17 protein-coding genes are annotated in these 19,175 nt (G+C 48.5%); 9 read left to right on the plus strand and 8 right to left on the minus strand.

The features are described from left to right. Positions 1 to 281 precede the first annotated feature (281 nt). Positions 282 to 2,246: an aconitate hydratase gene (locus ACG1BZ_RS09990; RefSeq protein WP_413665493.1), complete on the plus strand. Its 1,965-nt coding sequence runs from the start codon at positions 282 to 284 to the stop codon at positions 2,244 to 2,246. Between the two features lie 312 nt (positions 2,247 to 2,558). Here ACG1BZ_RS09990 and ACG1BZ_RS09995 read toward each other — a convergent pair whose 3' ends face one another. After that, positions 2,559 to 3,572 carry an ELM1/GtrOC1 family putative glycosyltransferase gene (locus ACG1BZ_RS09995; protein WP_413665494.1) on the minus strand — a complete coding sequence of 338 codons (1,014 nt, stop codon included), beginning with the start codon at positions 3,570 to 3,572 and terminating at the stop codon, positions 2,559 to 2,561. Positions 3,573 to 4,220: 648 nt separating this feature from the next. Here ACG1BZ_RS09995 and ACG1BZ_RS10000 point away from each other — a divergent pair. After that, on the plus strand, positions 4,221 to 4,970 hold the full coding sequence (locus ACG1BZ_RS10000; RefSeq protein ID WP_413665495.1) for a sporulation protein: 750 nt from the start codon (positions 4,221 to 4,223) through the stop codon (positions 4,968 to 4,970). A gap of 293 nt (positions 4,971 to 5,263) precedes the next feature. Here ACG1BZ_RS10000 and ACG1BZ_RS10005 read toward each other — a convergent pair whose 3' ends face one another. Then, complete coding sequence (locus ACG1BZ_RS10005; RefSeq protein WP_413665496.1) at positions 5,264 to 5,623, minus strand: winged helix-turn-helix transcriptional regulator; 360 nt, start codon at positions 5,621 to 5,623, stop codon at positions 5,264 to 5,266. 110 nt (positions 5,624 to 5,733) lie between these two features. On the opposite strand from ACG1BZ_RS10005, the gene ACG1BZ_RS10010 reads away from it, so the two are divergent. Continuing rightward, a complete protein-coding gene (locus ACG1BZ_RS10010) occupies positions 5,734 to 6,144 on the plus strand; it encodes a GFA family protein (RefSeq protein ID WP_413665497.1) in 411 nt (136 codons plus the stop codon). Positions 6,145 to 6,557: 413 nt separating this feature from the next. Here the strand turns inward: ACG1BZ_RS10010 and ACG1BZ_RS10015 are convergent, their stop codons facing one another. After that, positions 6,558 to 6,887: a winged helix-turn-helix transcriptional regulator gene (locus ACG1BZ_RS10015; protein ID WP_413665498.1), complete on the minus strand. Its 330-nt coding sequence runs from the start codon at positions 6,885 to 6,887 to the stop codon at positions 6,558 to 6,560. A gap of 81 nt (positions 6,888 to 6,968) precedes the next feature. Between ACG1BZ_RS10015 and ACG1BZ_RS10020 the strand changes: the two genes are divergently transcribed. Both ACG1BZ_RS10020 and ACG1BZ_RS10025 read left to right on the plus strand, forming a co-directional pair. Further along, entirely contained in the window at positions 6,969 to 7,274 is a 306-nt protein-coding gene (locus ACG1BZ_RS10020; RefSeq protein WP_413665499.1) for a YciI family protein, read from the plus strand. A gap of 382 nt (positions 7,275 to 7,656) precedes the next feature. After that, a complete protein-coding gene (locus ACG1BZ_RS10025; RefSeq protein ID WP_413665500.1) occupies positions 7,657 to 7,950 on the plus strand; it encodes a YciI family protein in 294 nt (97 codons plus the stop codon). Between the two features lie 54 nt (positions 7,951 to 8,004). Here the strand turns inward: ACG1BZ_RS10025 and ACG1BZ_RS10030 are convergent, their stop codons facing one another. Then, positions 8,005 to 8,739 carry an SDR family oxidoreductase gene (locus ACG1BZ_RS10030; RefSeq protein WP_413665501.1) on the minus strand — a complete coding sequence of 245 codons (735 nt, stop codon included), beginning with the start codon at positions 8,737 to 8,739 and terminating at the stop codon, positions 8,005 to 8,007. Between the two features lie 108 nt (positions 8,740 to 8,847). Between ACG1BZ_RS10030 and ACG1BZ_RS10035 the strand changes: the two genes are divergently transcribed. After that, complete coding sequence (locus tag ACG1BZ_RS10035) at positions 8,848 to 9,450, plus strand: TetR/AcrR family transcriptional regulator (RefSeq protein ID WP_413665502.1); 603 nt, start codon at positions 8,848 to 8,850, stop codon at positions 9,448 to 9,450. Positions 9,451 to 9,499: 49 nt separating this feature from the next. Here the strand turns inward: ACG1BZ_RS10035 and ACG1BZ_RS10040 are convergent, their stop codons facing one another. Both ACG1BZ_RS10040 and ACG1BZ_RS10045 read right to left on the minus strand, forming a co-directional pair. After that, positions 9,500 to 10,048 (minus strand): DUF934 domain-containing protein, encoded by a 549-nt coding sequence (locus ACG1BZ_RS10040; protein WP_413665503.1) that lies wholly within the window; start codon positions 10,046 to 10,048, stop codon positions 9,500 to 9,502. Beyond that, positions 10,032 to 11,693 (minus strand): nitrite/sulfite reductase, encoded by a 1,662-nt coding sequence (locus ACG1BZ_RS10045; protein WP_413665504.1) that lies wholly within the window; start codon positions 11,691 to 11,693, stop codon positions 10,032 to 10,034. The genes ACG1BZ_RS10040 and ACG1BZ_RS10045 overlap by 17 nt, the downstream gene beginning before the upstream one ends. 431 nt (positions 11,694 to 12,124) lie before the next feature. Here ACG1BZ_RS10045 and ACG1BZ_RS10050 point away from each other — a divergent pair, with 431 nt between their 5' ends. After that, a complete protein-coding gene (locus ACG1BZ_RS10050; RefSeq protein WP_413665505.1) occupies positions 12,125 to 12,937 on the plus strand; it encodes a hypothetical protein in 813 nt (270 codons plus the stop codon). A gap of 351 nt (positions 12,938 to 13,288) precedes the next feature. On the opposite strand, the gene ACG1BZ_RS10055 is transcribed toward ACG1BZ_RS10050, so the two are convergent. Continuing rightward, entirely contained in the window at positions 13,289 to 13,507 is a 219-nt protein-coding gene (locus tag ACG1BZ_RS10055; RefSeq protein WP_413665506.1) for a DUF2970 domain-containing protein, read from the minus strand. A 4-nt stretch (positions 13,508 to 13,511) separates the two neighbouring features. Beyond that, positions 13,512 to 17,207: a methionine synthase gene (gene metH, locus ACG1BZ_RS10060; protein WP_413665507.1), complete on the minus strand. Its 3,696-nt coding sequence runs from the start codon at positions 17,205 to 17,207 to the stop codon at positions 13,512 to 13,514. 220 nt (positions 17,208 to 17,427) lie between these two features. On the opposite strand from metH, the gene ACG1BZ_RS10065 reads away from it, so the two are divergent. Next, positions 17,428 to 18,018 carry a TetR/AcrR family transcriptional regulator gene (locus ACG1BZ_RS10065; RefSeq protein ID WP_413665508.1) on the plus strand — a complete coding sequence of 197 codons (591 nt, stop codon included), beginning with the start codon at positions 17,428 to 17,430 and terminating at the stop codon, positions 18,016 to 18,018. 118 nt (positions 18,019 to 18,136) lie between these two features. Next, on the plus strand, positions 18,137 to 19,168 hold the full coding sequence (locus tag ACG1BZ_RS10070; protein ID WP_413665509.1) for an NADP-dependent oxidoreductase: 1,032 nt from the start codon (positions 18,137 to 18,139) through the stop codon (positions 19,166 to 19,168). Positions 19,169 to 19,175: the final 7 nt, after the last annotated feature.

The raw sequence follows: 19,175 nt of genomic DNA on the forward strand, positions 1-19,175 counted from the left end.
AATTCTTCTTGATGTTTGTACGGGACAAGCAATCTGGTAGTGCCGAAAGGTGAAGTTTTCTATCGTATGAGGCGGTTTGAGTTGCTGTGAAGGCTGTTGGGTGTGCATGTTTTAGATAAAAATAGTTTCTTTGATTTAAGCTTCTAAATATATTTAATTATTCTAATGGATATTTATTTATACTAATACGTTATTTCTAGTTATGTCGATAACGAAAACAGAATTGCTAGGCCAATAAGTTGTCTAGGTGGGTAAGTATTAGAGTTCGTTAGTGTAACTTAATGACAGGCCTAAACGTAGCTAGAAAGTTAATTGAAAGTCATTTGGTCAAAGGGAATATGGCTCCCCAAAGTGTTATCGAGCTTAAAATTGACCAAGTCCTCAGTGAGGATGCTACCGGCACGTTAGTGATGTTGGAGCTTGAAGCTTTGGGGGCGAGGCAGGTGAAAGCAGAAATATGCGCTCAGTATGTGGATCACAATGTATTGAGGGCAGACCATAAGAATGGTGATGACCACGTGTTCCTGCAAAGTTCCTGTCGAAACTACGGGATATGGTACTCGCGACCAGGAAATGGTATTAGTCATCCTGTCCATATGGCTTGTTTTGGTATCCCCGGTAAAACCCTTTTAGGTGGGGATAGCCACTCATGTGCTGCTGGCTCGTTAGGTATGTTAGGAATAGGAGCCGGAGGAATTGAGGTTGCGCTTGCAATGATGGGATTTCCGCTTTCTCTGGTAATGCCAACTATTTTGGGGGTGCGTTTCGAGGGGGAGCTACAGCCATGGGTAAGCGCTAAAGATGTTATTTTGGAGCTTGTACGTAGATATACATTGAGAGGTTGCTGGAACAAGATTGTTGAATATCACGGCCCTGGATTGGCAAACCTTACAGCAATGGATCGTCACGTAATCGCCAATATGGGGCAGGAAATGGGGGCCGTAACAAGTGTCTTTCCTGCTGATGATCAAGTGAGGCTTTTCTTGCGGCAGCAGTCGCGCGAGAACGACTTTGTCGAGTTGCTTGCCGATAAGGATGCAACCTATGATGAGGTTGCAACTTTAGATCTATCGAAAATTGAACCAATGATCGCTTGCCCCTCGCGGCCGGATAAGGTTGTTAAAGTTCGTGAAGTTGAGGGTAGGCCAGTTTCTCAGAGCTATATCGGCTCTTCGGCTAACCCTGGGTTGCGTGATTTTTCTATTCCCGCCCGGATGGTAAATGGTCTCTTTGTACCGCACGAGATTTCTTTAGATATTAATCCCGCGTCGCGCCAACTACTTCATGAGCTGACTCATAATGGTGACCTTGAAAAACTGCTTGGTGCAGGGGCTTACTTGCATGAAACCGGCTGTGGTGGCTGTATCGGTATGGGGCAAGCCCCAGCTAGCGGGCACAATAGTCTTAGAACTGTGCCGAGAAATTTCCCTGGGCGTTCGGGAACCAAAGAAGATAGCGTCTATTTATGCAGCCCAGAGACTGCGACGGCCAGCGCCCTGAAAGGAAAAATAACTGACCCCAGAAATTTAGACATGGATTATCCGGTATTTGAAGAGCCTGAACATCTAATGGATATGCGATCACTATTGGAGCCACCGCAGGAAATACCAGTGAAAGTTGAGGTGAGAAAGGGCCCCAACATCAAGCCTTTGCCAGTTCTGGAAAAAATGTTAAGTGTGATCGAAGGCCCAGCTCTTTTAAAGCTGGAGGATAATGTCTCAACCGATGATATTATTCCCGGAGGTGCGGATGCTTTGCCTTATTGGTCAAATGTCCCAGAGTTAAGCCGCTTTGCTTTTTCAAATGTAGATGAATCTTTTTATCAGCGGGCTTTGAGCGCCAAGGAGGATATATTTCTTATTGCCGGCAACAGTTTAGGTCATGGGTCGAGCCGGGAGCATGCCTCAATTACACTGCGATACTTGGGAGTGCGCTGCGTCATAGCCAAAAGTGTAGCTGGACTCTATCGCAAGAATCTTATTGACCACGGAATTCTCATTTTAACATTTTGTAATCCAAGCGATTTTGACGCCTTTAGTAAAGATGATCAACTTCAATTTTATGATCTTTCAAGCTGTACAGGGGGTAACAAGATACTAGAGCTGAGAAATGTGACTAAAGGTATTAAGATTTGGTTGGAAAATGACCTTTCTCAAGAAGAAATTGAAATAATTAAATTTGGAGGCCGCATCAACTATATTAAGGGGTTGTTGAGAAGGTCTCTGGAAGATATGGGCTCATTTTAACAGCGTGCAGGGTGGTGTGGGGTTGGCTCTCCACGCAAAATACTTGCTTGTATTTTTTAGAACGGTATTTTTAATTGTGAGTTGGCAGTTGATGTATAGATTAAAATTTAGGTTGGCTTTTGATGAAGTTCTACTCGCTTGGTGAGGCTAGAGAGAATATTATTTTCTGCTAGTAGTTTTTGCTACTGCAATTGACTAGTTTGAATGTGCAGGATCTCTTGCCGTTAAAAGTTTGTCTCAGGTTATATATCAATAGATCTTTGTGTTAAAGTCCCTGTCGTCATGATGGTCAATTTAAGGGGTTGAGATCGCTCACCTACCATTGCTGCTGATGTCAAGCGCAGAGATAATTTCATCGTATCTTGCTTTAGAATGGTATCCATAATCTAAGTTGAAATCTTTTGATAGAGAATCATTAAAGGTCTTGGCCAGTTCGAAAATCTCCATCCTCTTTATATAAGTTTCACTGTAAAGTTTATTGATGAGAGTTTTGTGGGCTCCGTAGATGTTATTCTCTTGGGGGACTAAAGTATATATAGGTTTAGATAGGGCAAGGGCCTCAGAAATCATTGATGAACTGTCTTCGGTTATAAAGACAGCTTCACTTGCACCGAGTATTTCTTCGAGGCTGGCATTGGGGGCCTCATAATCTAGCAAGTTGAAGCATGTATCAAATGGCATGTTGCTTTCAATTAGCTCAGCCACATATTTAGGGGTTCTTCTTGAGGTGCTAATTAGCCATGAAATATTTTGATAGATCGCTATTTTTTTTAGCTCTTCTATCAAATCTATATAATCCTTCCGTGTGTATTTATAGCCGCTTCCATTGCCTCCGATAAGTAAAGTATAAAAGGGTTTGTGGTGTTTCTTCTTTAAGTTGTCGCCCAATGCTTCGCATAAATTTACATCTATGCGGCTAAATGGAAGGTATTGCCTAGATTTCTTAATGTCCTCTTTGGTAGATAGGGTTAGAGAGAAGTCGGTTTTCCTGAAGCTGTAAATATTTCCTATGGCAATATTCATGCATTGTGTTTTTTGGGTTAGTGCAACGTTCGCAGCAACGCTATTCCCACCAAAGGAAATAATTAGATCTGGTTTTCTTTTGAAGGAGGGATTTCTGTGAAAGAGCATGATAAATTTGTGTGCGTTTCTGGCGAGATGTCGAGTCAATAGTCTTATTGGTTTATTTAGGGCCTTTAAAACTGGTTTACTGGTGGTGATTTCATAAGAATATTTGCCCTTGGAGTGGCGGGAGAGTAGCTGGTATAGCCCCAGAGAAGGACTGAGATGGCCCGGTTTTCCATCGTAAATAATTAAAATGTGCATAACCTTGCTTAATGGTTTGAGAAATGTTTCTAGGGGGCTCTAAGTGAATAGGAGTACCCTAAATTGATTATTCTCAATTTTCTGTAGATGGAGTTTCTATACGTAGTGGCTGAGATGGAGAGTCTCAATTTGCAGATTTAAACTTACAATCTACCTTTGGTTTGTTATCGACTTCTGATGCTGCAGATAGTGGTCTAGCCCTTGCAGCATGATGTAGGTGTGAGAAGGTGTGATTTTGAAATTATTTCTGATCATATTTTTACTTCTTCGGTATAAATAGGGCTCAGATACTATGGTACTGCTGGAATTTTCTTAACAACAGTTAGGATTTTGCCGATATTCCAACGAAAAATGACACATTCAGAAAAAGTAAGTGGTCTTATTCAAGCATTAAATTTTTTACTGTTGGGGGAAATGTGTAATAAAAATATCTCTTTTTAATCAGGCAAGCTCTCCCTGAACCTGGTAGAGGTAGGTATAGGTGTTATCAATTATTTATGTAGAAGTTCAAGATATAAATGAACTTATTGGGCCTGGTATTACCTAAATTGGATTTGTGTTAATGTTGGACTCTATTTATTGGGCTAAGAAATAGGTTAAAGTCCATATTTTAAGGCTAGGTTGTTTGGTTAGGTGAGTACCCCAAGTATGTCTATGTTTCAAAAACTCAAAGCGTCAATAGGTATTGGTGCAGCTAAAGTTGATACAGTTCTACAAAACTCTGAGCAAGTTCAGGGTGGAATCATTGAAGGGGCTATCCATATCATTGGTGGTGATATCGACCAGCAGGTGGATGCTATAAGTTTAAAGCTCTGCACCGAGATCAAGGTGGAGACCGATGAAGGGGTAAGCCATGAGCGTTTTGTACTGAATGAATTACAGGTACAGGACCCTTTCACTATTGGCGCTGGAGAGAGCCGGGAAGTTCCTTTTCAGTTGGCGTTGCATGAAGAGACGCCAGTTACTGTTTTAAACACCCGTAGAAATAAAAGCTATGTGTGGCTGGAAACTTCCCTGGATATTGATTTTGCGCTGGATCCGAAAGACAGGGATCCCTTGCGGATAAGACCTTTACCCGTTGTAGAGAAGGTACTTTCCATGATCGAGGAAAGTGGCTTTAAAATGGTAAAAGCGGATGTTGAAAAGGGGCATTTGCGTGGAAGCAATTTTGTCTCCCTGTCTGGATGCTACCAGGAGATAGAGTTTAAGAGTAGTGGCTTGTTGAATTCAAAAGAGATTGAACTCTCCTTTATCGTTGATGGTGAACAGGTGCACTGTTTGGCTGAAATTGATCGCAGATTTGGTCTGCGGGGCGATGAATATCATTCGTTTTCATTAGCACATGATGCGAGTGATAATGAGGTTGTCGCAGCGGTTCAGTCTATTTTGTCTCTATAGTTGAGCTGATCCATAGAGTCTGGCGGCACTGAGCTGCCGGGCCCTTAGGGGCAAAAGTGTTCCAGTAAAAAAGTATATTCTTAGTATCAACTGCCGCCAGGTTCGTTAGTGATTCAGGAGGGTTTCTTAATGAGATTGGGGGGGCATAACAGGCAAAGTCAATATCATAAGCTTCTGGCCATTTATGGAGAGCAATTTCGGAGTAAAAATGCATAAAAGTTGCTGTTATTGCTAAATTTTCAGCTTAGCTTTGTCCTGCGGAATTGTTGCGCTTCTGGCCCCGAATCAAAGGGTTAGGTTTCCATAAACCACTTCGGGGGAATCCATGAGCCTTCAAAATATGTATTTCCCCATTTGGCGATTGCCTGAAGAATCGGTAAGACATCCTTGCCTTTCTGTGTTAGCAGGTACTTATATCGCTTAGGCTTTGATTGATATTGTACCCTCACCAACATTCCCTCTGCTTCTAGCATTTTTAATCTTTCTGCGAGTCTGTTGGTTGGTATTTTCTCTGGTGAGTCAGCTAGCTCGCTATAGGTCTCTTTACCACACAGTAAGTCTCTTAGAATAACTAATGTCCACTTATCGCCGAATACGTCCAGTCCGTTCACGATAGGGCATCCCGAACGTAAAAATTGATTATCAGGACTCATGCTCACACTCTTACTGCCAGAAAATGAAATACTAGCCTAGTTACTTGCGAAGTTGAAGTTATTGATTTAGGCTAAGGTTACTTCAACTTCGTAAGTAACCGGGAAAATTTATGTCCAAAATATCTGGAGAATGCCTGTGCGGTTATATTAGTTATTCTTGCTCTGAAGAGCCGGTAATGGCGGGTCATTGCCAATGTACAGATTGTCAGAAAATTAGCGGGGCTGGACACATCGCTAACATTGCTATTCCTCGCGGAAGCTTAGCCATTAGCGGCGATCTTGCATTTCATGAGAAGCAGACAGATAGCGGCAATACAGTAAGGAGAGGTTTTTGCCCTCGCTGCGGTTCGCATATTTATGCGGAAAATAGCGGTATGCCGCAGTTTGAATTTATCCGCGCTGGAAGTCTTCATGACCTGGAGCAATTCAACCCGACAATGGTGGTATATGCTGGTAGTGGTGCATCTTGGGACTATATGGACCCGAAATTACAAAAATTTGAAAAAATGCCAGAAATGTGACCTTAACAATCAAAAGTAGGGGATGCAGCGCACAGCTGTTTTTGGGTTGAGGAAACTTCTGAAAATCACATTTCTCTCAATTTATCTCCCTGCAATCCCCATGACTCGCTACTTACGGGCACAAAAAGGTAACTCATAAGGGTGCCCTTAAGAGCAGTGGTTTGGTGGCTTCTAAAGAGATTGACCCCTCCTTTACCCTTGATGGTTAGCAGGTGCATTGTTTGGCAGAATTATTCGTAGATTTGATTTGCGCGGCGATTAATATTATTCGTTTTCGCTAGCGCATGATGCGAGTGATAATGAGACTGCCCCATCGGTTCAGTCCATTTTGTCGCGATAGTTGGCCTGCCTCTAAGAACCCAGCGGCATCTAGGCTGCAAGGCTCTTGGGTTTTGGCTTTTAGAGAGTGTCCATTAGGCCTTGAGGGATTCCTCCCAGTTATTAGCCCATTCCCTCAGCGGATCAAGGGTTTCCATTAACGAAACTCCCAGATCTGTCAGTTGATATCCATTCGTACACTTATTAATCAATTTAGCTTCGCTCAACTGTTTGATTCTTGTATTTAGTACCGAAGGGGACATGGCATCACACTGGGCTTGGAGTTCCCTGAAGCTCCGGGGTGTGCTCCTCAGTTCCCACAGTATTCTCATACTCCATTTTCGCCCGAGCAGATCGAATACAGCCATGATGGCTATGCCGCTAGTCGAGCCTCGGACAGTTTTTTTCGGTAGAGGAGTTGCCATGGTTCTTGCGCTTCTAAATTAGTAGCGTTACAGTTGCTACGAAATCAGTAGCAATTTTATGGTATTTTTAGAGAAGAGGGAATGGGTGTGTTTTTAGTGGATATGCATTTTAAGGATTTGGAAAAGCTAACCCCAGAGCTGACTGCGAAGCATAGGCTTTATCTGGAGGGGGAGTACAAGTTTGGAAGTTTACTCTTTGGAGGAAGGAAAAATCCCAGGACTGGTGGGATTATTGTTTCTCGTCACAACACTGAAGAAGCATTGCAGAGAGTGCTTGATAAGGACCCTTTTATAGAAAGTGGAGTGGCAGTTTATTCGCTAATCGAATTTGAGCCTGTTATGGCCTCTGAACAGTTTTTACACCTTCTAAAAATGAGCTCGCATTAACAGTCTTAAGAGTGAGCCCAAAGAGGGAGTGCCATCTCATTAATCCCCAAATGTTTTGAGGGGAGTTTGGTATGTGGCTTTGAGGGGGATACCATAGCCTGGAAGGCAGATGAAGCTCTTCAGGCCACATGCAACTTGATTAATCTGAAGTATCGTCTATTTAGCACTATTGCCTAAAGAAAGATACGTGATGGCACCATTAAATTAAATGATACCCGATCATCAATCTCCGATGGTTTCCATTTAAACTACTACTTGGGGATTATCCTCTACCGCCAAGGTGGAAAGATTAGCTATCTATTAGTTTGGTGGAGGTTATTTCTGCAAGCTTAAAGTGGTGTAAAGAGTTGATATATAGCCCCTAAGGAGGGGGGGAGATGTTATGTTTTTAGTGAACTTGAATTTCCCGGATCTTAAAAAACTGACCCCAGAGTTAATGGCGGAGCATGTGAGCTACCTGGAGGGACACTATAAATCGGGAGACCTGCTTTTTGGGGGGGCGAAAGAGCCTAGAACTGGCGCGATAATTATTTCACGTCATCCCTCTGAGGAAGTGCTGCGAAAGGTTTTGGAAGAAGACCCTTTCACAAAACATGGAGCGTCGACTTTTACGATCACTGAGTTTGTACCCGTTATGGCTTCAGAGGAATTTTCCAGCCTCTTGAAAGAACCCTAGATCGGGTTCCTTCGAGGCTTGTGTTACTTCTTACTCAGACAATCTTCGGTCGTGTTATTCGCTAAGGTCTGCGGTGATCACCGAATCAGAGAAGCTCTGATAAGCGGCTTCAAAAGTCTGCGACATGGCATCCGGGAAGAGGTGAAAATCCCCATTTTTTAGCGCGCCAACAATTTCCTCAGCCACTGCACAGGGGGATTCTCCGTCCTCCAGCCCAGCCTGTTTGGCCATATCTGTTTTGATGGGGCCGGGGTGAACACTCAATACTTGTACGCCTCGCTCCTGAAGCGTTTCTCGAAGTGCCTGGGTAATTGCGTAGCTGGCGGCTTTGGATGCGGAGTAGGTGCTAACGTGTGGGAAGGTACGCAAGGATACTACCGAATTCATTTGTACCAGGGCGCCTTTGCTCTTTTCCAAATGGGGGGTGAATGCTTTGGCTACACGGACAAGCCCAAAGGTATTCACTTCCAGTTCCTGCTTAAGAGAGTCCTCTACATGGTCGCTAAGCGGGTCTGCGGGCGCAAGTACCCCGGCATTGTTCACCAGAATATCCAATTCCTGAATCGCCTTTGCCGCCGCCCCTACACTTTGGGCTTTTGCCACATCGAGTTCCAATGTGATTACTTTGTCGCCATATTTTTCTGTCAGCTCTGTCGTTGTCTCTGGGTTGCGAACGGCCAGATAGACTTTTTTTGCGCCACCGTCAAGAAAGCGCTCGACAATTGCCTTGCCAATTCCGCGGTTTGCTCCAGTTACAAGGGCAGTTTTTCCTTCGATTGAAATGCTCAATTCTGTTCTCCTGTGAAGGGTTGATTAATATTGTACCGATCGGTAAGGTTTGAGCTAAGTCTTACCGATCGGTACAATATTGTCAAAACAATTTTTGGGAGATTGCCAATGGCGGGACGCAAGCCGGAGTTTGATAAGGCGCATGCGTTGGAATCAGCAACGAAAGTCTTTTGGAAAAAGGGCTATGTGGGCGCCTCAATGGCGGACCTGACCAAGGCTATGGGGATTAACAAGCCAAGTCTGTATTCTTCCTTTGGCAATAAAGAGAAACTGTTTGTTCTTTCATTGGGGCAATACCTGGATAGATATGCCAAAGATCGTATGCAGTTCCTGACGGAAGAGGGAGTGCCGTTACGGCAGCGATTGCATAGTTATTTGTTGGCTACCGTTAAAGGGCAAGCGGGGGAGGGAACCCCGAGGGGTTGTTATCTGGCGTTTGGATTATCAGAAACTGCCGGTGACGCTTTGCCCTCTGATGCCATTGACGCTTTAAAAGCTGCTGACGCAGAAGCGGTAAAGCAACTGGTTGACTTGTTTCGTTTTGATAAAGAGTCCCAGGCTATAGGGCTTGATCGGCGTGCCGAGGAGTGCGCTATGTACCTGATTACCCTGCTGCATGGCACAGCATCGGTATTGCGATCCGGGCGAGAACTCAAGGAGGTGGAACCCTCTTTGGAGTTTGCACTTAATGGATTGGGGCTGGAGGCGTGATGGAAGTGGAAATTTAGACCTCTGAGTATTCAGAGGTCTAAATTGAGCTTTAGAAGCGGCGACGGAACATGGGCAGCGGTTGGTCGACCCCTGTTTGGTAGCTATCGCCAAAATCGCTCATCGAGTCTTTAAGGCTTGCCAGAGGCTGCTCGCCTTCAAATGCGTAGGCATTGAAGCCGCAGCGCTGTAAATAGGTCAGCTGGTCTCGCATAAACCCGCCTACTGCGCGTAACTCTCCGGTAAAGCTGTAGCGCTCGCGCAGCATACGGCCGGCGGTAAAGCCCCGACCGTCGGCAAATGCTGGGAAGTGCACGGCAATTACCGGCAATTTGGCGGCTTTTTCCGCAATCTGCTCGGCACCTTCTTCACTGTCCAGCCAAACACCGACTTCGTCACTGCGGGATGACAGCGCATCGCGATGTGCCAGCCACTGTCGCAGTGGCAGGATAATTTTGCCGGAGGGCAGGGTGCTTGGGTCCAACTCCTCTCCAGCTTCCAGTTGGGGTACCAGCTGCCATTCGTTGGTCTTTACTTCACCATCGATGATCAGTTCTGCAGGGTTGCCCGGCTGTGGGCCCAGTTTAGCTGGCTTTGGCATAAACTCTCTCCTTGAAGGGCTGAAGGCCGATGCGGTTGTAGGTGTCGATAAAGGGCTCTTCCGTTTGGCGCTGCTCGACATAGAGGTCGAGGATTTTGCTGATCACGTCTGGCACTTCAGCGCGGGAGAAACTGGGGCCCAATACTTTGGCCAGGCTGGCCTCGTTGGATGCACTGCCGCCCAGCTGAATCTGGTAGAACTCTTCCCCTTTTTTGTCGACGCCGAGGATGCCGATATGTCCCACGTGGTGGTGGCCACAGGCATTCATGCAGCCAGAGATATTGAGGTTGAGATCACCCAGGTCGTACAGGTAGTCCATATCGTCAAAGCGACGCTGGATGGCTTCGGCCACCGGGATGGACTTGGCGTTGGCAAGTGAGCAGTAGTCACCGCCGGGGCAGCAAATCATATCGGTCAGGGTGCCGATATTCGGTGTGGCGAAGCCGTGCTTGCGGGCCTGTTGCCAGAGTTCAAACAGTTTGTCCTGTTCGACGTCTGCGAGTACCACATTCTGGTCGTGAGTTACCCGAGCTTCACCAAAGCTAAAAGTATCGGCTAGATCGGCAAGAGCCTCCAGTTGGGCATCGGTTACATCACCTGGGGGTACACCAGTGGGTTTGGTGGACAACTTAATCGCGCGATAACCGGGTACCCGGTGAGGGTAGGTGTTGCGTTCAAGCCAGCGGGCAAAGGCTTTGTCGCTGTCAGCTTGTTGTTGCAGTGCAGCTTCAGCAGCTGATCCGTCAAACTTGCGATATTCTGGGGCTGTGAAGAAGGATTTAGCCCAATCCAATGCTTCCTGGGTTAACTTTTCAGCGCCGTCTTTAATATGTTGCCACTCTTCTTCCACGCGGCGGCCGAACTCTTCCGGGCCGAGGGCCTTGACCAGAATTTTAATGCGCGCTTTGTACTTGTTGTCGCGACGACCTAGCTGGTTGTAAACGCGGACAATCGCTTCAAGGTAAGAGAGCAGGTCTTCTTCCGGCAGGAAGTCGCGGATGGTCTCGGCAATAACCGGTGTGCGGCCCTGACCGCCACCTACCAATACCTGGAAGCCAATCTCTTCACCGCGCTTGACGATCTGTACACCGATATCGTGTACACGGATGGCGGCGCGGTCCTGTTCTGAACCACTGACCGCGATCTTGAACTTGCGCGGCAAGAAAGCGAATTCCGGATGGAATGTAGACCACTGGCGAATCAACTCGCAGTAGGGGCGCGGGTCGGCAATCTCGTCGAGCGCAATGCCGGCGTAGGGGTCCGAGGTGGTATTTCGGATACAGTTGCCGCTGGTTTGTACCGCGTGCATTTCCACTTCCGCTAGCTCATCGAGAATAGCGGGTACATCTTCCAGCTGCGGCCAGTTGTACTGGAGGTTCTGGCGCGTAGTGAAGTGGGCGTAGCCTTTATCGTAGTCGCGGCTTACGCGGGCGAGACGGCGTAACTGGGCACTGTTGAGCAGGCCGTAGGGAACGGCAATACGCAACATGGGGGCCAGTCGCTGAATATAGAGGCCATTTTGCAGGCGCAGCGGCAGGAATTGCTCCTCGCTCAACTCGCCGGCAAGGTAACGTTCCGTTTGGCCGCGGAACTGGGCTACGCGATCGTTGATGATGGCGCGGTCCCGGTCGTCGTATCGATACATAACAGCTTGATTCCATTGCCTTTGTGCGCTGATGGTGGAGAAAGGGGCGGGCCCCGGACGATTCTCCGCTGGCGCATAACATACCAGCGCTCTTATGCAATAAATAACAATATTTTCCGCTATATCTGTAACCAACAGTTATAAGAGAGATTTATCAGCATAATGCTTGTCTGTTGTTGCAGATTCGAGGAGCGTTGCAGTAATGGCTATCTATGCCGTCCTGTCTGTTTTTTAGCCGCAACTTACCTGTTGAGTGTAGCGACTCCACTTCGGGGCCCTGGCAAATCGACGCTAATTCGGTTAGCTGTGAATTGATACCGCCTCTCAGTTTACTTGCGGTGATATAAAGTGCGAATCGCCAGTCACATATGAGGCTGGTCAGTAGGTAAGTCAGTGAGTGAATTCCTAAAAAAATATAAGAGGTAAGCGGGATGGCTAAAGATATCCTTGCGGCGATGATTGAGTTTGATGACTCATCAAAGTTTACTGGTGTGAGTAACAGTAATTTCGATGTGTTTGAGGGGGCGTTGGCTCGCGCTAAGGCCATGATGCAAGAGTACTCCGACGATAAATATATCAAGATGTTGGTTGCTCCGGAGTATTACTTTTCAGGGTATGCCTCTAAAGCAAAAACTAATCACATCGACTCTTTAAGCAAGGGCTCCAAGGGTGATATTTATTCCGGCCTGCGCAGAGCTTCCCGTCAGTACCCGAACATTCTGATTGTTGCAGGGACTATTGCTTACACAAAAGGTGGTGGATGTTTTTCTTCAGCATCTTACTTGAGCATTGCTCCTATCCTGGCCGGTGGCAATTTCCTGCTGAAGAAATATAAAGTTGGCAATGATAAGTATCAGACAGATGATGCTTTTTCGACCAAGGCAAGTGACAGTACTTTTTCGTACAAGGGCTTAACTTTTGGCATTGATATTTGTTTGGATCATAACAATAGGATTCTAAAAAACTCGCTGGGTGGTAAAACTGTCGATGTACATATTCTGATTTCCGATGGCTCAAGCCCGAGTCCAGGTTCTCTGGCGACGAACAAGAGTGGTGGTGGAGCCGTGGTGTTTTGCAATATGACGAGTGTTAACAAGGGCAAAGGTGTTAATGGAATTATGTCAGTTTCCCCAAATAAATGGGGCAATCTGAATGTCGATGTTAACAGCCGTACACAGGTTGCTAAGACTGGCCAGGCTCTCACCGGAGGGTTTCATATCGCTCTCTATTCCGGGCAGGCGTAGAGTGGCAGCTGGGTAGGTAAGGTTGTTTGCCGGCCCCGCCTTGCAACTGATGACTTGATTTGCTCTACTTGGGTTGCCGCATCCAGCGGCCCAACTACTTTAAATAACAATAAAGAACGATCGGAGAGATTCGATGAATGATGAAGTAGCTGTAGTTTCTGAAGACGATAATGTAGTGGATGCAATTGCTGCTGTAGCACTGGTCGCAATTTTCGTAGCCACCTGTGTTTTTTGGGTGGCCACGCGCTAGCCCGCCGCTGGCCCGGAGTTGTGTAGTCCCGGGCATTAGCGATAGACATTTCGCTCAGCTTATTTGTATAGCTGCTAGCTGATGGAAAGCACTCTGCGCTTTTAGCCCATATTGCCGAGTACTATTTTCACAATTAGAGCCAATCCGATTACAAATACGGCGGTAAAAACAACGCCGGCAATAACGTACGTCATAATACTGCCACTTTGAAAATCCCTTTCGCGGTTTTTATCACTCTGCACGCCAATCGCGGCGGCCAGGGTACTGACTACCACCTGGCCGAAATTGGGCTTTTTCGCTTTCTTATTATTATCTTCCACAGGCTCACTCCTCGAGGTTGGGACGTAGCCAGCGCTCCAATTCCGGTTCGCTGACCCCTTTTCGTTTAGCCAGGCTTTGCAACTGATCCCTGCCGATCTTGCCCACATTGAAGTACTTTGCCTGGGGGTGGGCGAAGTACCAACCGCTCACCGCAGCTGCGGGCATCATGGCAAAGTGCTCGGTAAGGCTGACGCCTGCATTTTGCTCCGCTTGTAGCAATTTGAACAGGGTAGCTTTTTCCGAATGATCGGGACAGGCTGGATAGCCCGGGGCTGGGCGGATGCCCTGGTAGGCTTCCTTGATCAGCTCCTCATTGCTGAGGGTTTCGTCTTTGGCATAGCCCCAATATTCTTTTCGCACCAAACGGTGCAGTGTCTCAGCAAAGGACTCTGCCATACGGTCTGCCAGGGCCTTTACCATAATGGCGTTGTAATCGTCGTGCTTGGCTTCGTAGGTGTCTGCTAACTCGTCTGCGCCGATGCCAGTGGTAACCGCGAAGCCGCCCACATAGTCTATTTGGCCGGACTCCAGCGGCGCGACGAAATCTGCCAGGGAGCGGCACAGGCCATCGCCACCGCGTTTCTGTACCTGCTGGCGCATATGGTGAAGGCGAGCCAGCTCCTCACTGCGGCTTTCATCCTTGTAGACGATGATATCGTCGCCGACGCTATTGGCTGGCCATAGGCCGAATACGGCCCGTGCGCGCAATAGCTTTTTATCGATAATCTCTTTCAACATGCGCTGGGCGTTGTCGTAGAGATCGGTAGCGGCTTCTCCCACAATTTCGTCTTCAAGGATTGCCGGGAATTTACCCGCCAAATCCCAGGAAATAAAGAAAGGTGTCCAGTCCATAGTGTCGAGCAGTTTCTCCAGAGGGAAATCGTCGATCACGGTAAGGCCCAGCTTGTTGGGTCGTGCTGGCTGGTAGTTTTTCCAATCAAATTCCGGGGCAGTATCCCGCGCTTCCTCGTAGGTTAAGCGGGTGTCATTGCGCTTGCGGTTGGCGGTGCGGGTGCGTACCTTGTCATACTCTGCCTGGATTTTTTCCACAAAGGCTGGGCGCAGCTCATTGGAAATCAGGCTGCTGGCCACGCCTACGGCGCGGGATGCATCGGCTACATACACCACCTGGTTGCGATGGAATTGGGGATCAATTTTTACGGCGGTATGGGCTTTGGAGGTAGTGGCTCCGCCGATCAATAATGGGATATCAAACCCCTGGCGCTCCATCTCGGCGGCTACATGAACCATTTCATCCAGGGATGGGGTGATCAGGCCGGACAGGCCGATAATGTCACACTCCTTTTCCTTTGCAGTTTGCAAAATGGTTTCCGCTGGCACCATCACGCCGAGGTCGATTACTTCATAGTTGTTGCAGGCCAGCACCACGCCCACAATATTTTTGCCAATATCGTGCACATCCCCTTTAACAGTGGCCATCAGGATACGGCCGTTGGAGCGGCTGTCTTCGGTTTTTTCCGCTTCAATATAGGGTTGTAGGTAGGCTACCGCCTGTTTCATAACCCGGGCGGATTTCACTACCTGGGGCAAGAACATTTTCCCTTCGCCAAACAGGTCTCCGACGATATTCATACCGTCCATCAGTGGACCCTCGATCACATCCAGTGGGCGTGAGGAACTTGCGCGGGCCTCTTCGGTATCTTCCTCGATATAGTTGTTAATGCCTTTCACAAGGGAGTGTGCCAAGCGCTCCTTCACGGGCAATTGGCGCCAGCTAAGGTCCTCTTTGCGTGTGGCACCGCCGCCATCCCCTTGGTATTTGGGGGCAATTTCCAGCAGGGCTTCAGTGGCATCCGGGCTGCGGTTGAGGATCACATCCTCAACTTTTTCCCGCAGCTCCTCTGGGAGTTCGTCGTAGACCGCCAGCTGCCCGGCGTTCACGATACCCATATTCAGGCCGGCTTTAATAGCGTGAAACAGGAATACTGAATGAATGGCTTCACGTACCGGATTGTTGCCCCGGAAAGAGAAGGAAACATTGGAGACGCCGCCACTGATCTGGGCACCGGGCAGGTTTGCGCGAATCCAGCGGCACGCCTCAATAAAGTCCACCGCGTAATTATTGTGTTCCTCAATACCGGTGGCGACAGCAAAAATATTTGGGTCGAAAATAATATCGGTGGGATCGAAGCCGACTTCATCGACCAGCACATCGTAGCTGCGCTTGCAGATCTCAATTTTGCGCTCGAAAGTATCCGCCTGGCCATCTTCATCAAAAGCCATCACCACCACAGCTGCACCGTAGCGCAGGCACAGTCGAGCCTTTTCGATAAACTCCTCTTTGCCTTCCTTGAGGCTGATGGAGTTCACAATGGGCTTGCCCTGGATGCATTGCAGGCCGGCCTCGATCACCTCCCACTTGGAGGAGTCCACCATAAATGGCACCTTGGCGATATCCGGTTCGGTAGCGGCAAGGTTGAGGAAGCGGCGCATAGCGGCGAGGGCATCCAGCATCGCCTCATCCATATTGAAGTCGATTACCTGTGCACCATCCTCTACCTGGGCGGCAGCCACTTGCAGGGCGGTGTCGTAGTCCTCTTCAAGGATCAGGCGCTTAAATCGGGCGGAGCCAGTGACGTTGCAACGCTCGCCCACATTGACGAATAAGGCGTTTTCATCGGCGACAAATGGCTCCAGTCCGGACAGGCGCAGAGCAGGTTTTATTTCCGGCTGCTGTCGTGGGGGTATATCGGCCACTGCGTCGGCAATTGCACGAATATGATCGGGGGTGGTGCCACAACAGCCGCCGAGGATATTAATAAATCCGCTGCGGGCAAATTCCGCTACGATTGCGGCGGTCTGCTCAGGGGTTTCGTCGTATTCGCCAAACTCATTGGGCAATCCCGCGTTGGGGTGGGCGGAGACATTAGAGGTACAGGCGCCCGATAAGGCTTCCACATAAGGGCGCAATTCGGTGGCGCCCAGGGCACAGTTGAGCCCCACAGAAATTGGCTTTGCGTGGGCAACGGAATTGTAAAAAGCTTCAGTCGTTTGGCCGGAAAGGGTGCGGCCAGAGGCATCGGTAATGGTGCCGGAAATCATAATTGGCAATTCGAAACCCAGCTCCTCAAAGAGCTGCTGCATGGCATAGATAGCGGCCTTGGCATTGAGGGTGTCAAAAATGGTTTCGATTAAGATCAGGTCGCTGCCGCCTTCGACCAAAGCACGGCCCGCTTCTACATAGTTTTCTACCAGTTCATCGAAAGTGACATTGCGTGCCCCTGGATCATTGACGTCTGGTGAAATACTGGCGGTGCGGGAAGTGGGGCCGATGACCCCGGCTACCCAGCGCGGGCGCTCTGGGGTAGAGAGTGCATCTGCTGCACGGCGCGCGATCTCTGCGGAGGCCCGGTTGATCTCTACCACCAGGTGTTCCATATCGTAATCAGATTGGGACAGCTGGGTCGCGTTAAAAGTATTGGTTTCGATAATGTCCGCGCCCGCCTCAAGGTACTCCCTGTGAATCTTTTCGATCAGCTCCGGGCGGGTCAGGCTGAGCAGGTCGTTATTGCCTTTCAAATCGCGTGGGAAGTCGGCGAAGCGCTCACCCCGGTAATCGGCCTCTTCCAGCTTCTCCCTCTGGATCATCGTCCCCATAGCGCCATCCAGGATCAGGATGCGCTGCGCAAGCGCGGCATTAATTTGCTCGAGACGTTGGTCGCGGGACTGCTGGGACATTTACCAATCCTTATGTTGTCGATCTTTTGCCGATGGTGGGAATGGCGCCAATCTTAGCACAGTCACGCCCACTCACTGGCTGCGACTTACGCCTTTTTGGATGATCCACCACAATAACAGAGCAGTTTTGATTAAAGTTGAGCAATTTATAGATACTTCACAGCGCCTAATCACTATAAATCCCTAGACGACCGGTCTAGTTTTGCGTAGAGTGCTAGGCATGAAAAGCAGCTATGAAGATACTCGCCAACATTTGTTGGATACCGGTTATACCGTGATGGCCGTAAAAGGTTTCTCCGGTGTGGGTTTGAGTGAAATTCTCAAAACCGCCGGTGTGCCAAAGGGATCCTTTTATCACTACTTTAAGTCCAAGGAGCAATTTGGCGAGGCTCTGCTGGAAGATTATTTTCGCAGCTACCTGGAACAGATGGACGTTGGCTTTTCCTCCCGGGATCAATCTGCCGCCGATAATTTATTGGCCTATTTTGATGCTTGGCAGAAGAGTAGTGGGGAGCGTTACGATGCACACCGCTGCCTGGTGGTTAAGCTTAGCGCTGAGGTGGCAGACCTGTCTGAATCGATGCGGATTATCCTCAGAGATGGGACTGAGCATATTATTCAGAAGCTCCAGAATTGTATCGAGTTGGCAGGGGAAGACGGTTCTCTGCCTAGCACCCTCAATGCCCGTGCCACCGCAGCTTCCCTGTACCAGCTGTGGCTGGGAGCCAGCCTGTTGGCCAAGCTGAACCGCAGCGATACGCCAGTGGCAGAGGCGATGCTGGCGACCCAGGAAATACTGGGAAAACACTGAGTTTTTAACTGAGCCCGCGAGGGAAAACCGTTGCGGGTATTTTTATGGCGCCTTTCTAGACGACCGGTCTAATTTGGCGACTTTGACTTCCATTTTACGAAGTTATGGAGAATAGAGAATGCAATCGAGCGATATAAACCGCCGCCTGGTATTGGCATCCCGCCCCGAAGGTGCCCCGACGACAGATAACTTCCGCCTGGAGCATGCCCCTGTGGTCAAGCCGGAGGTCGGCGAGGTGCTGTTGCGCACAGTATTCCTATCGCTCGATCCCTATATGAGGGGGCGAATGAGTGATGCGAAGTCCTATGCAGAGCCTGTTTCTCTGGGAGAGACCATGGTTGGAGGGACGGTGAGCCGTGTGGTTGAGTCCCGATTGGATGGCTTCGAGGAGGGGGATTGGATACTCGGCTATAGCGGCTGGCAGGATTACGCCATTTCTGATGGTACCGGGTTGATTAACTTGGGTAAAAATCCGGATTATCCCTCCTTCTCCCTGGGAGTGCTGGGTATGCCGGGAATCACCGCCTACTTTGGCTTGCTGGAAATTGGGGAGCCAAAAGAAGGGGAGACTCTGGTGGTTGCAGCTGCTACCGGTCCTGTGGGTGCAACGGTAGGACAAATCGGCAAGTTGCAAGGGTGCCGGGTAATCGGTGTTGCTGGAGGTGAGGAAAAGTGCCGCTATGCGGTAGAGGAGTTAGGCTTCGACCTGTGCCTGGATCACCGCGCTGAAGATTTTACCGAGCAATTGGCTGCGGCTTGCCCTGAGGGTATCGATATCTATTTTGAAAGCGTTGGTGGCAAGGTCTTTGATGCGGTGCAACCGCTATTAAATGATTTTGCGCGGATTCCTGTATGTGGGCTTATCTCTCAGTACAACGCAACCTCATTGCCGCAAGGCCCGGATCGCACCAGTTTGTTAATGCGGGATGTACTGACCAAACGCTTGAAAATCCAAGGCTTTATTATTTTCGATTACTACGAATGTTTTCATGAAGCGGTACGTACATTAAGCCAGTGGGTTGCGGAAGGCAGTATTAAATATCTTGAGGATATGGTCGAAGGGTTGGAAGAAACACCCAATGCATTTATCGGGCTTCTGGAAGGAAAGAACTTCGGCAAGTTAGTTGTGCGCATAGGAAATGATGATTGAAGCAAAG

Source organism: Microbulbifer sp. CNSA002 (assembly GCF_047324085.1).
Classification (GTDB): Bacteria; Pseudomonadota; Gammaproteobacteria; order Pseudomonadales; family Cellvibrionaceae; genus Microbulbifer.